General features: G+C 38.6%; 12 protein-coding genes. All 12 read left to right on the top strand.

Features of this window, described 5'->3' with window-relative positions; translation table 11 throughout:
• Positions 1-7: 7 nt before the first annotated feature.
• The 12 genes from I2F54_RS05375 (at position 8) to I2F54_RS05320 (ending at position 12,902) form a co-directional block, all read left to right on the top strand.
• Complete coding sequence (locus tag I2F54_RS05375; RefSeq protein WP_087411852.1) at positions 8-1,654, top strand: RagB/SusD family nutrient uptake outer membrane protein; 1,647 nt, start codon at positions 8-10, stop codon at positions 1,652-1,654.
• Between the two features lie 129 nt (positions 1,655-1,783).
• A complete protein-coding gene (lipB, locus tag I2F54_RS05370) occupies positions 1,784-2,452 on the top strand; it encodes a lipoyl(octanoyl) transferase LipB (RefSeq protein WP_009121172.1) in 669 nt (222 codons plus the stop codon).
• A 700-nt stretch (positions 2,453-3,152) separates the two neighbouring features.
• Positions 3,153-3,752: a UpxY family transcription antiterminator gene (locus tag I2F54_RS05365; protein ID WP_229097134.1), complete on the top strand. Its 600-nt coding sequence runs from the start codon at positions 3,153-3,155 to the stop codon at positions 3,750-3,752.
• A 38-nt stretch (positions 3,753-3,790) separates the two neighbouring features.
• On the top strand, positions 3,791-4,267 hold the full coding sequence (locus tag I2F54_RS05360) for a UpxZ family transcription anti-terminator antagonist (protein WP_195500670.1): 477 nt from the start codon (positions 3,791-3,793) through the stop codon (positions 4,265-4,267).
• Positions 4,268-4,358: 91 nt separating this feature from the next.
• Positions 4,359-5,450 carry an MraY family glycosyltransferase gene (locus I2F54_RS05355; protein WP_039950382.1) on the top strand — a complete coding sequence of 364 codons (1,092 nt, stop codon included), beginning with the start codon at positions 4,359-4,361 and terminating at the stop codon, positions 5,448-5,450.
• 10 nt (positions 5,451-5,460) lie between these two features.
• Complete coding sequence (locus I2F54_RS05350) at positions 5,461-6,669, top strand: UDP-N-acetylglucosamine 4,6-dehydratase (RefSeq protein WP_195500669.1); 1,209 nt, start codon at positions 5,461-5,463, stop codon at positions 6,667-6,669.
• 21 nt (positions 6,670-6,690) lie between these two features.
• Positions 6,691-7,839 carry a LegC family aminotransferase gene (locus I2F54_RS05345; RefSeq protein ID WP_195500668.1) on the top strand — a complete coding sequence of 383 codons (1,149 nt, stop codon included), beginning with the start codon at positions 6,691-6,693 and terminating at the stop codon, positions 7,837-7,839.
• On the top strand, positions 7,836-8,942 hold the full coding sequence (gene neuC, locus I2F54_RS05340; protein ID WP_195500667.1) for a UDP-N-acetylglucosamine 2-epimerase: 1,107 nt from the start codon (positions 7,836-7,838) through the stop codon (positions 8,940-8,942). The genes I2F54_RS05345 and neuC overlap by 4 nt, the downstream gene beginning before the upstream one ends.
• 167 nt (positions 8,943-9,109) lie before the next feature.
• A complete protein-coding gene (locus tag I2F54_RS05335) occupies positions 9,110-10,141 on the top strand; it encodes a GNAT family N-acetyltransferase (protein WP_195500666.1) in 1,032 nt (343 codons plus the stop codon).
• On the top strand, positions 10,141-11,145 hold the full coding sequence (gene neuB, locus I2F54_RS05330; RefSeq protein ID WP_278731233.1) for an N-acetylneuraminate synthase: 1,005 nt from the start codon (positions 10,141-10,143) through the stop codon (positions 11,143-11,145). Before I2F54_RS05335 ends, neuB begins: the two co-directional genes overlap by 1 nt.
• A gap of 10 nt (positions 11,146-11,155) precedes the next feature.
• Positions 11,156-11,851 carry an acylneuraminate cytidylyltransferase family protein gene (locus tag I2F54_RS05325; protein WP_195500664.1) on the top strand — a complete coding sequence of 232 codons (696 nt, stop codon included), beginning with the start codon at positions 11,156-11,158 and terminating at the stop codon, positions 11,849-11,851.
• A gap of 4 nt (positions 11,852-11,855) precedes the next feature.
• Positions 11,856-12,902: a nucleotidyltransferase family protein gene (locus I2F54_RS05320; RefSeq protein WP_195500663.1), complete on the top strand. Its 1,047-nt coding sequence runs from the start codon at positions 11,856-11,858 to the stop codon at positions 12,900-12,902.
• The last annotated feature ends 143 nt before the right edge of the window (positions 12,903-13,045 follow it).

Raw genomic sequence — 13,045 nt, 5'->3', positions numbered from 1 at the left:
TAAGGATATGAAGAAGTATCGTATAGTATATTGGTTGGCGGCGGTGTGCTGTCTGCCTTTGTTTACTGCCTGCAACGGCTTTTTGCGTGAAGACCCTCGCGACGGAACAGACCATGCGGATGCGTACCGTACGCTGTCGGACGTATATCTCAATGCGGTGGCGTCTCTGTATAACTACGTGGGCGGTTATGCCGACAGTCAGGGATTGCAAGGTACGGGACGGGGTGTTTACGACCTGAATACGTTTACCACCGATGAGGCCATCATGCCCACCCGGGGCGGTGACTGGTACGACGGCGGCTTCTGGCAGGGATTGTATCTGCATAAGTGGGGAGTGAGCAATGATGCCGTTCAGGCTACGTGGGAGTATCTGTATAAAGTGGTGATGCTGAGCAATAAGTCGGTAGAGCAAATCCAAAAGTTCGGGGAAACTCACGACGACCCCGAACTGCCGGCCTATTTGGCCGAGGTGCGTGCTATGCGTGCCATGTACTATTATTATCTGCTGGATTTATTCGGCAGAGTGCCGCTCGTACTCTCTTCTTCCGCATCTATGAGCGATATTGTGCAGAGTGAACGGAAAACGGTTTTCGATTTTGTTGTGAAAGAACTGCAGGAAGCGGCTCCGCTATTGGCGGAAAGCCGCAGTAACCGGCCGGGCGACTATTACGGACGCATCACCCGTCCGGTAGCTTATTTCTTGCTTGCCAAGCTGGCTCTTAACGCGGAAGTGTATACGGATAATGACTGGACGGACGGTGTGCGTCCCGACGGCGGAACTATAAGCTTTACCATAGACGGGCGGCAACAGAATGCGTGGCAGGCGACAGTGACTTATTGCGACCGGATTACTGCGATGGGGTATGCGCTGGAACCCCTGTACGAAACGAATTTCGCCGTATATAATGAATCCTCGGTAGAGAATATCTTCACTATTCCGATGAACAAGACTTTATATACCAATCAGATGCAGTATCTGTTTCGTTCGCGGCACTATAATCATGCCAAAGCCTACGGGCTGAGCGGCGAGAACGGGTCGAGCGCTACGAAAGACGCGTTACGTGTGTTCGGGTACGATACGGCCGAGGTAGACCCTCGTTTTGATAAGTGTTATTTTGCCGGTGTGATGTACGATTTGAAAGGGGAGTTAATCAGGCTGGACGATGGAACCGTATTGGAGTATCATCCTTGGGAAGTGGCGGTGGATATATCGGATATGCCTTATGAAAAAACGGCAGGCGCACGCATGAAGAAATATGCCATTGATACGGACGCAACCAAGGACGGTAAATTAATGGAGAACGATATCGTTCTGTTCCGTTATGCGGATGTGCTGCTGATGAAGAGTGAAGCGAAAGTTCGCAATGGGGAAAACGGGGATGCGGAATTAGCGCAGGTACGCAGCCGAGTGGGAGCTGTTGCACGTCCGGCAACATTGGAGAACCTGCTGGACGAAAGATTATTGGAGTTTGCATGGGAAGGATGGCGGCGGCAGGATCTTGTGCGTTTCGGACGATTTACCCGTGCGTACAGCGACCGTCCGCAACTGGCGGGCGAGGAGAGTGGATACACCACCGTGTTTCCTATTCCGGGCAATGTGCTGAAAATGAATGAGAGGTTGCGGCAGAATAAGGGGTATTTAATGAGTGATTAGGGGTTAGTGATTAGGGGTGAATGTTAATGAATTATGATTGATGATGGATGACCGGTGATTAAATTGGGTAATAATCGGTGATTTGAGGGTAATGGTGCGGAAATAAAGAAAAAGTAGTATATTTGTTTTATGAGACTGGAAATATCAGATTGGAAAACTGTTCCCTATGCCGCGGCATGGGACAGACAGACGGAGTGTTTCGATACGCTTGTACAAGCCAAACAAGCAGGTGGGGAGTATGTAAATCATATTGTTCTCTGTGAGCATCCGCATGTATATACGTTGGGACGCAGTGGCAAGGAAGGAAATATGTTGCTGAGTGAAGAACAGTTGCATAAAATAGGGGCGTCGCTGTATCATATAGACCGGGGTGGTGATATTACCTATCATGGGCCGGGACAACTTGTTTGTTATCCTATCTTGAATCTGGAAGAGTTCTCTTTGGGCTTGAAAGAATATGTGCATTTGCTGGAAGAAGCCGTAATTCGTGTTTGCGCTTCTTACGGGATAACTGCCGGACGCGTGGAGAAAGCTACCGGCGTATGGTTGGATGGAGATTCACCGCGTGCCCGTAAAATCTGCGCTATCGGTGTACGTAGCAGCCATTATGTTACGATGCATGGTCTGGCGCTCAATGTCAATACGGATTTACGCTATTTCAGCTATATCAATCCTTGCGGGTTTATAGATAAAGGGGTAACTTCGCTCCAAAAAGAATTGGGACGGGAAGTGCCGATGGATGAGGTGAAAGAACTGCTTTGCCGTGAGTTGAGAGGTATGCTTGGAGATAGGCAATAGAGAATATATTCTCTTTTATATCATGAGGGTGTCAATCGGAGTTACAGCATCCTTGTTTCTTTGATGTTAATATACAGGCGCACTGATGTTAACTTATAGCTTCTGATGATGTTAACTTATTGTGCATAGTGATGTTAACTTGCTATTCCCCATGATGTTAACTTCGGTGGGAGTTGTCTTGTTTTTACTTTGTGGATACAAAAAGGAATGGGGAAGAGTATGCCTGAAAGTGTTTTTTAGACGTTCGTTTAATAAATGCAAAGATATGGCAGTTTTTTGTATTGGCAAAATGTTTGATAGAAATTCTTTGAAGTTTATAGTCAATAGAATATATAATAGTCTGTATATCAACAAATAAACCATTATAATAACCTCTGTTAATCTTTACTTATTTCCATATATTTCTACTGGATGCGATTTGCATTTGAAAAGTGTTTATTAAACGAACGTCTAAAAAACATATTCGTTTTTAAATCATTCGTTTACAGCTTTTTGAAAGCTTATTGATCACATAACTGTTTCAACGTTCTCTTTCTGTGATAGTGGGGAGCTTTGGGATAATATGGATGCAGACTAAACTATTGACTATAATTGCATTACATGAATTGACCGGAAAGAGTTATCTTATCCCGGTGTCCCCAAAGAATACCCTTTTCACAAGGCTTTATTTCCCTCGAACTCTTACAATTCATACTTTGTAATGCCCGGCTTATCGGAAAAGATTAAATCTGAATCGCAGCACACCCCCGCTTGTCAACAGAACAAAGATTGCCAATTACATTGGTATGCTGTCCGTGTGACGTACAGTCGCGAATTGTCTTTAAAGGACTATCTCGACAAGGAAAATATAGAGAATTTCATTCCTATGCACTACGAATATATCATCAGGAATGAACGCCGTGTCCGCAAACTCGTTCCCGCCATACACAATTTGGTATTTGTCCGTTCCACTCGTGCGTGTATTGATGAAATCAAAAACAATCCGGCTCTGAATATCCCCGTCCGCTACATCATGAATCGCGAAACCCGCCAGCCGGTTATCATTCCGGATGCGCAGATGCGTAGTTTCATATTGGTTGCAGGTACGTACGACGAGGCTGTTATCTATGTGGAACCGGAAGAACTGAAATTAGTAAAGGGTACCAAAGTACGTATTATAGGCGGGGTGTTTGAAGGAGCTGTCGGCGAATTTGTCCGTTTGCGCCATGACCGCCGTGTAGTGGTGAATATAGAGGGTGTCATGGCAGTTGCCACTACATTTATCCACTCTTCACTTATAGAACCGATAGATAGAAACTGAAATATTTGTAACTCAATAACTTCTATATTTTAGATAAAATGAACGATCACGTTTCATCCTTGTATGCCCTTGCCCATGAGCTTCTGAATCTGGGTATGGACGGCAGTCCTATTTACAGCGACCACTTCGCCCGTCTGAATCGCGAAGTTTATGAACAAGCGCTCAATCTGTACAACGCTCCGGAAGGTAACACACCGGAAGAAGAAGCCGAGCTTTGTCTTTCTATTCTTCTGGCCTTGAATGCAACTTTTTATGACAATGGCCGAAAGCAGCAATTCATCCAGCATCTTCTTGACCGTTGCTGGAATATTCTTGACAAACTTCCGGCTTCGCTTCTGAAAGTTCGTCTTCTTACCTGTTGCTATGGGGAAGTGTATGATGAGAAACTCGCCAGCGAGGCACATTCCATTATTGACACTTGGGATGCGTCTTCTTTAACTCCGGAACAGACGGAAATCATCGGTGAGTTAAAGAATATGGAAGAAAATCAATACCCTTTCGAGATTGTAGATTAATTCCGCCTGACAGTCTTTCCCCCTTCTCTCGGTCACTAAGCGTTTAAGTTTTCAGCTATCAATCGCTAATCACTAAACAACAATTATCATAGTGAACTTCTTTTTTATCATTCTGACCTTTCTGATATCGGCGTTTATCGCCCGTATCCTGATACCCCGTATCTTGTTGATATCCCTGCGCAAGAAACTTTTTGACATTCCGGATAATCGTAAGATACATAAAAGAGCTATACCCCGTCTGGGTGGCGTATCTTTCTTTCCAACCACCTTATTCTCTTTTTGCCTTGTCTATGCTCTCCGTTTGTTGGGTGGTGACAGTGTTTCAACAGTCTATGCAAGCTATCTGCTGCCGGAGTTATTGTTATTTGCCTGCGGTATGACCTTGCTTTATCTGACGGGTATCGCCGACGACCTTGTCGGTGTCCGTTATCGCCAGAAATTTGTTATCCAAATCTTCTGTGCCTGCCTTTTCCCTTTATCGGGAATTTGGATAAACGATTTATACGGCTTGTTCGGTATACACGAGTTATCGGCTTATATCGGTATGCCCTTCACCGTTCTGATTATAGTATTCATTACCAATGCCATCAATCTGATAGACGGGATTGACGGTCTTGCTTCCGGTTTAAGCAGTGTGGCGTTATTGATTTTTACTTTCTTGTTTATAAATAAGGGACTGTGGAGTTATGCCATGCTTGCCGCAGGTACTTTCGGCGTGCTTGTACCGTTCTTTTATTACAACGTATTCGGTAGCGTGGAGCGTGCCCGCAAGATTTTCATGGGTGATACGGGGAGTCTTACTTTAGGTTATACGCTCAGTTTCCTTGCCATAAAGTACAGCCAGCACAATACGGATATAATGCCGTATACCGCAGGTGCTTTTATCATAGCTTTCAGCACCATGATAATTCCCGCATTCGATGTTGTCCGTGTTGTTTTAGTCCGTATTCGTGAGGGACACAGCCCTTTTGAACCGGATAAGAATCATATTCACCATAAATTGCTGGCGGTAGGATTGTCGCCGAGAAAGGCAATGCTGAGCTTGCTTTTCATGTCTTGTGCTTTTAGTGCAGCCAATATTTTACTGGTGCCTTATGTAAATAATACGATGATGCTGATAGCTGATATCGTGATTTGGATAGGGCTGAATCTGTGGTGGGATTATTTGAGAGATAAAAAGTAATATTATAGATATGATAAATATAGATAATTTTATAAAAGAGAATATCACTTTGCGTCCAGTCAGCATGTTTGCAGCTGATATCAAAGCGCATGAAGAACAACTTTTTCAGGCAATAAAGGGTAGAAGTGTTTTGGTAATTGGTGGTGCAGGTTCTATTGGTTCATCATATATTCGTGCTCTCCTTCCTTTTGAGCCTTCTAAATTAGTTGTAATCGATTTGAGTGAAAACGGTTTGGCAGAATTAACCCGTGATCTTCGTTCTACTTATGGTATGTATGTTCCTGAGGAATACCGTACATATACTTTGAATTTCGCAGACCCTATTTTTGAACGAATATTCCGCGAGGAAAAGGGTTTTGATATCGTTGCTAATTTTTCTGCCCATAAACATGTACGTAGTGAGAAAGATAGGTATTCTGTGCAGGCGTTGATGGAAAATAATGTCATTAAGGCTAAACGTTTGCTTGATTTGTTAGCCGAATACCCACCAGAGCATTTTTTTTGTGTATCAACAGATAAAGCGGCTAATCCAGTGAATATTATGGGAGCTAGTAAACGCATCATGGAAGATATGATAATGTCTTATACTTCTAAATTCAAGATTACGACTGCCCGTTTTGCCAATGTCGCCTTTTCTAATGGTTCTTTACTCGCTGGTTTTGTAGATCGTATTATGAAGAAACAACCATTGGCTGCTCCTAACGATGTACGTCGCTATTTTGTTTCTCCTGAAGAAAGTGGGCAAATTTGTATGCTTGCTTGTATGTTGGGACGTAATGGTGAGATTTTTTTCCCTAAGTTAGGAGAAGAAAAGATGATAACTTTCTCATCTATTTGTGATCGTTTCCTTGAAACTTTAGGTTATGAAAAGAAAGAATGTGCTAGTGACAATGAAGCTAAGAAGTTTGCAGCTGAAATGCCGGAAGATAGTAAGGTATATCCTGTAGTTTATTTTAAAAGTGATACAACGGGAGAAAAAGATTATGAAGAGTTTTATGTTCCTGGAGAGAAACTTGACATGACCCGTTTTTATTCTTTGGGTGTAATAGAGGGAATAGAACAGCGGTCAATAGAAGAACTGAATCGTTTTTTCGAAGACCTTGAAAGTATCTTTCATAAAACAGATTTCTCAAAATCTGAGGTTGTATCTGCTATAAAACGTTTTCTTCCGAACTTTGAACACATTGAAAAAGGGAAGAATTTGGATCAGAAAATGTAATAAACTTATTCATATGTGATTATGTATAATGATATAGTGAACTTTATTCATAAGCTCTATAGAACTGAAGAGTTTGTACCTTTACATGCTCCTTTGTTCATTGGCAATGAAAAAAAATATTTGGACGAATGTATTGATACTACATTTGTATCTAGTGTTGGCAAATTTGTAGATCGTTTTGAAGAAGAGATTGCCGCTTATACTGGTGCAAAGAAAGCAGTGGTATGTGTCAGTGGTACTAATGCTCTTCACATGGCTATGCTACTTGCTGATATTAAGCGTGAGGATGAAGTCTTAACACAAGCTTTGACTTTCATAGCTACTTGTAATGCAATTAGCTACATTGGTGCTCGTCCGGTTTTTATTGATGTAGATAAGGATACTTTGGGACTTTCTCCGAAAGCGATAGAGCAGTGGTTAGAAAAGAATGCAGAGTTAAAGAATGGTACATGTTATAACAAGAACTCTGGTAGGCGGGTAAGGGCTTGTATTCCAATGCATACTTTCGGGCATCCGGTTAAGATAGATGAACTGGTTGATATTTGCAAAGATTGGCATATCGAACTTATTGAAGATGCAGCAGAAAGTATCGGCAGTTTTTATAAAGGTCAGCATACTGGTACGTTTGGGAAAGTAGGTGTCATTAGTTTTAATGGGAACAAAACCATCACTACAGGTGGGGGTGGTATACTTTTGTTTCAGGACGAAGAGTTAGGTAGATTGGCAAAACATTTGACTACTCAAGCTAAGGTTCCTCATCGTTGGGCTTTCGTACACGATCATATAGGCTATAATTATCGTATGCCTAATATCAATGCGGCTTTAGGATGTGCACAATTGGAGAATTTGGAACGTTATGTAGAAGATAAGCGAGAAACTGCTGATATATATAAAAAATTCTTTACTACAATATCTGATGTTACTTTTTTTACAGAACCAAAGAATTGCCGTTCTAATTATTGGCTGAATGTTATTATAATGAAAGATAAGAAAGCACAGCAGGATTTTCTTGAATACACGAATGATAATGGTGTTATGACTCGTCCTGTTTGGGAACTAATGCCTCGTTTGAAAATGTTTGAGCAGTGTGAGGCGGATGGACTAGTAAATACAGAGTGGCTGGCGGATAGAATTGTAAATATACCGAGTAGTGTAAGATTGGAGAGATGAAGAATATTTGTGTAATTACGGCCACTCGTTCTGAATATGGCTTATTGCGTTGGATAATAGATCTCTTGTCAAAAGATGAAGATATTAATCTGCAAATTGTAGCAACTGGAAGTCATTTGTCTGAAGAATTTGGTATGACTTATCATTTTATTGAAGATGATGGCTATCATATTGATGAGATGATAGATATGGAACTTCATACTGAAGACCTATATACAATTCCTCGTTCTATGGGTATATGTGCAGAAAAAATAAGCTATGCTTTCAATCGTCTTAATCCTGATATGGTTGTCATACTGGGTGATAGATATGAATTACTTCCTATAGTAAGTACAGCATTATTATTCAATATTCCCATAGCCCACATTTCTGGTGGAGATATTACAGAAGGGGCAATAGACAATGAAGTGCGTAATGCGGTAACGATGATGTCTACTCTTCATTTTCCTGGTACAGAGGAAGCTGCAGAGAGGATAAGACGAATGCTTGGTACAAATAACAATATATTTACAGTTGGTGAACCCGGTCTTGATTCTTTTCTACACTATCAATTAATGAATCGTAGTGAATTAGCTCGGCAGTTAAATCTTGATGAAAATAAAAAGTGGATGCTTGTGACTCTACATAGTGAGACAAAAGAGTCATTGGATTATAATATTCAGATGTCAAAGAATCTTTATCATGCTATGCTTCAGCAAAAGAACGTTCAGTTTGTAGTAACAAAAGCTAATGCGGATTTTGGTGGTAGTCATATTAATGTATATTATGCCTCTCAAAGAAATGATAATCTACGTGTTGTTGCATCATTGGGACAAAAACGATACTTGAGCTTTATGCATCAAGCAGCCTGTGTATTGGGAAATTCATCATCAGGTATAATAGAAGCTCCTTTTTTAGGAATACCTGTTGTTAATATAGGCGACCGTCAGAAGGGAAGGTATATGTGTCGTAATGTAATTTGTTGTGGAATTCAGCAAAAAAATATTTGTGATGCAATATCTCAGATTGATAATTATCGTTATGTTGATAATTATTGGGGAGATGGACATGCTTCTGAAAAAATAGTGCAGCATATAAGAGAGTTTTTTAAAGAGAAGAAATAAAGTATCGGATATATTTGTATCCATGCAGGTTTAAGGGAACTTAAATAGGGTGGGGATAGGTACTCTTTTTTGTTATAAATAATGTCGTAAATTGTATTCAAAAGAATGAAAGCATTGATGTATAAAAGGTTTTTCAAGTTTTTAAACGTAATATTTAACTCGTAAAGATGGAGATATTATTTACAAAACACTGGAATCTATATTTTGAGTTCTTTTCTGAAGAACAATATGATATTTATTTTAAAGAAGAATATGTATATCTCTATAAGTCTACAACAGAGGAACCATGTTGTTTGGTAATACATGAAGGTAATTTCTATATGCTTTTCCCGTTCTTAAAAAGAACGTTTTATTATCAACATCAATGCTACTTTGACTTTGAAACAGCATATGGGTATGGCGGACCTGTTTATAATACATGTGATGAATCTTTTATTAAGAACTCATTATCTACACTATATGAAACATTTAACAAACATTTTTATATTGCAGGTTTTGTTCGTTTTCACCCTCTTATGGAAAATTATTATGGTTTTGAAGCCATAGGTAAGATTATATTTGATAGAAAAACTATAGCTATAGATCTCTCTCAAAGTGAGTCTGTCATGTGGATGGATGAAATTCATACTAAGAATAGAAATGTGATAAAGAAAGCTGAGAAAAATGGTCTAGAGTTTATTGTAGATGAGAATTTTCTTTATTTGCCAAGTTTTATTAAACTATATAATTCTACAATGGATAAACTGTCTGCTGATGGTTTCTATTACTTTTCAACCAGTTATTATCAGAATTTAAGAAAGCACATAGCAAATAGTTTCTTGGGTATAGTTAAAAAGAATAATGATGTGTTATCTGCTGCAATTTTTTTCTATCATCCACCTTACTCCCATTATCATCTTTCTGGCAGTAATAAAGAATTTCTTTATTTGTCACCTAATAATTTTATGCTTTACCAAGCTGCATTAGAGTTGAAAAGAAGAGGAGCACAGCTATTTCATTTAGGTGGAGGAACTACGTCTAGCGAGAGTGACTCTTTATATTGTTTCAAAAGCCGTTTTTCAAAAAATAGATATCAATTCGCTATTGGTAAACTTATATTTAATAGTTCCGTTTATCAAAACCTTTGTCATGACTGGGAAGTGTCTAATCCTGAAAAGGTAGAACAATATAAATACTTTTTATTAAAATATAAATATTAATTTTTATGGCTGTATATATTATAGCTGAAGCGGGTGTAAATCACAACGGATGTCTTGACTTAGCTTTGCAACTTTGCGATGAAGCTAAAGTAGCAGGGGCTGATGCCGTAAAATTTCAGACTTGGAAAACGGAGAAGATTGTTACACATGCAGTTGAATTAGCTTCTTATCAAGAAAATAATATTTCCGATAAGTCAAAATCTCAATTCCAAATGCTAAAAGAGCTTGAATTGAGCTATGATACTTTTAAAGTAGTAAAAGAACATTGTGATAAAATAGGCATTCAGTTTCTTTCTACTCCTGATGAAATTGATAGTTTAGATTTTCTTTATAGTTTGGGACTTCCTTTCATAAAATTAGGTTCAGGTGATGTTACAAATATTCCTTTTCTTAGATTCGTAGGTTCAAAACATGTAGATGTAATTCTTTCTACCGGTATGTCTTATCTTAGTGATGTAGATTTGGCATATCATACATTGCTTGAAGCGGGAGCCACTTCAGTTACTTTACTTCATTGTACCACTAACTATCCTTGTCCTATGCAAGAGGTTAATCTACGTGCAATGCAGACTCTTAGAGATGCTTTTAAATGCAAAGTAGGCTATTCTGATCATACAATAGGTTTGGAAGTTCCGATAGCTGCTGTAGCTATGGGAGCTGAAATCATAGAGAAACATTTTACCCTTGATAAAGAGATGGATGGTCCCGATCATAAAGCATCTCTTAATCCGGACGAACTTACGCAGATGGTCAATTCCATTCGTAATCTTGAATGCGCCTTAGGTAATGGTCTAAAACAGCCAAATGAGAGCGAAAAAGTCATTTCAGAAGTGGTTTTAAAGCGTTTGGTTGCATCTGTTCCTATTCATAAAGGAGATATTTTGTCTGCTGCTAATATGACAGTAAAGCGTAGTTCTGATGGAGCTAAAGCTTCTTTATGGGATTTAGTTGTTGGTAGAATGGCTACTAAAAATTATGAGATAGATGAGCCTATAATTATATAATGTATTGGATATGAATATACTTGTTGTTATTCCAGCTCGTGGTGGCAGTAAAGGAATTCCTCATAAAAATATAAAAAAACTGAATGGTAAGGAACTGATTACATATTCTATTGATGTTGCTCGTCAATTAACCTCTGATGATAACATATGTGTATCGACTGATGATGATAATATTATTGCTACTGTAGAAAATTATGGTTTAAAAGTCCCCTTTAAAAGACCTATAGAGCTAGCTACTGATTCTGCTGGTACAAATGGTGTATTGTTGCATGCACTTGATTTTTATGAAAATCAAGGTAGAACTTATGATGTTATTGTTTTATTACAACCTACTTCTCCATTTCGTTCTATTGATTCACTTTCTGCTGCTGTAGACCTTTATACTCCTGATGTTGACATGGTTGTTTCTGTAAAAGAGGCAGTAACTAATCCATATTATAATAGTTTTGAGGAAAATGATAAAGGGTTGTTGGTGATCAGTAAAGGTGAGGGACTGATTGAACGACGTCAGGATGCTCCTAAAGTATGGGAGTTCAATGGTTCTATTTATGTAATCAATACTACACGTTTGAAAGAGGTAGGATTATCTAGGCTGAATAGAATAAAAAAATATGTAATGGATGATTTTCATTCTATTGATTTGGATACAATGATGGATTGGTATATGGCAGAGTATATCATTAGTAATCATTTAATTGAACTGTAGTTTTATGAATTCAAATCATATCATTTCTCAATCTTTGTCTATTATTGATGCGATTCGATGTATAAATGAGATACATGACGAACCACTGGTTCTTTTTGTTGTCGATGAAAACAATGCTATGTGTGGTACGCTTACTGATGGTGATGTACGTCGTGCTTTGATTAAAGGAGTTACTTTGAATGCTCCTATTGCTGATGCTATGCATCGTAATTTCAATTTCCTTCGTAAAAACGTCAATGATGGAGTTGAAGATATTCATCATCAACGTGATATGAAGATGCGTTTGGTTCCTATTCTTGATATTAACAATCATATATGTGAAATTATAAATTTAGAAAAGTATCGTACTAAACTTCCAATTGATGCTGTACTTATGGCTGGGGGAAAAGGGGAACGTCTTCGCCCATTGACAGAGAAAATCCCGAAGCCACTCATAAAAGTTGGGGATAAATGCATAATTGATCACAATATTGATCGCCTGATTTCTTATGGTTTACAACATATTTCTGTCACAGTTAACTATTTAGGAGAACAGCTTGAAGAACATTTTCATGATGAACGTGAAGGGGTAAAAGTTGTAACAGTACGCGAACCAAAATATCTTGGTACCATTGGTAGTATTAAATTTGTGGAAACATTTTATAATGATACAATTTTAGTGATGAACTCTGATCTTTTTACCAATATAGATTATGAGGATTTCTTTTTACATTTTTGTCAGCATGATGCAGATATGAGTGTAGCTTCAGTTCCTTATGTCGTGAAGATTCCTTATGGGGTATTTAATCTTGATGGACGTGAGATAAAAGGAGTGATGGAAAAACCGACATATAGTTATTATGCAAATGCTGGTATCTATCTGATAAAGAAACATTGTTTAGAACTTATACCTGAAAATGAATTCTTTAATGCTACAGATTTTATGGATAAATTGATCGCTACTCGTCATAAAGTAATTCGTTATCCGATATCCGGTTACTGGATTGATATTGGCCAACATGATGAATTGGTGCGAGCAAAAGAGATGGTAAAACATATGAAAGGATTTTGAAGGAATAAAATATGTGTGTTATGATATTTTCATATTATGCTGTAAGGTGTATTTTAGCCGAATATAAATAAAATAATTTTAATATTGGTTAGATAAGAACATGGATTATGAAGGGGGAATAAATGTTTTTTTGTAATTACGAG

The sequence above is a fragment of the Bacteroides clarus genome (assembly GCF_015555825.1).
Taxonomy (GTDB): Bacteria; Bacteroidota; Bacteroidia; order Bacteroidales; family Bacteroidaceae; genus Bacteroides; species Bacteroides clarus.
The sequence above is the reverse complement of the archived record's forward strand: the minus strand, read 5'-3'. Positions and strand labels throughout refer to the sequence as shown.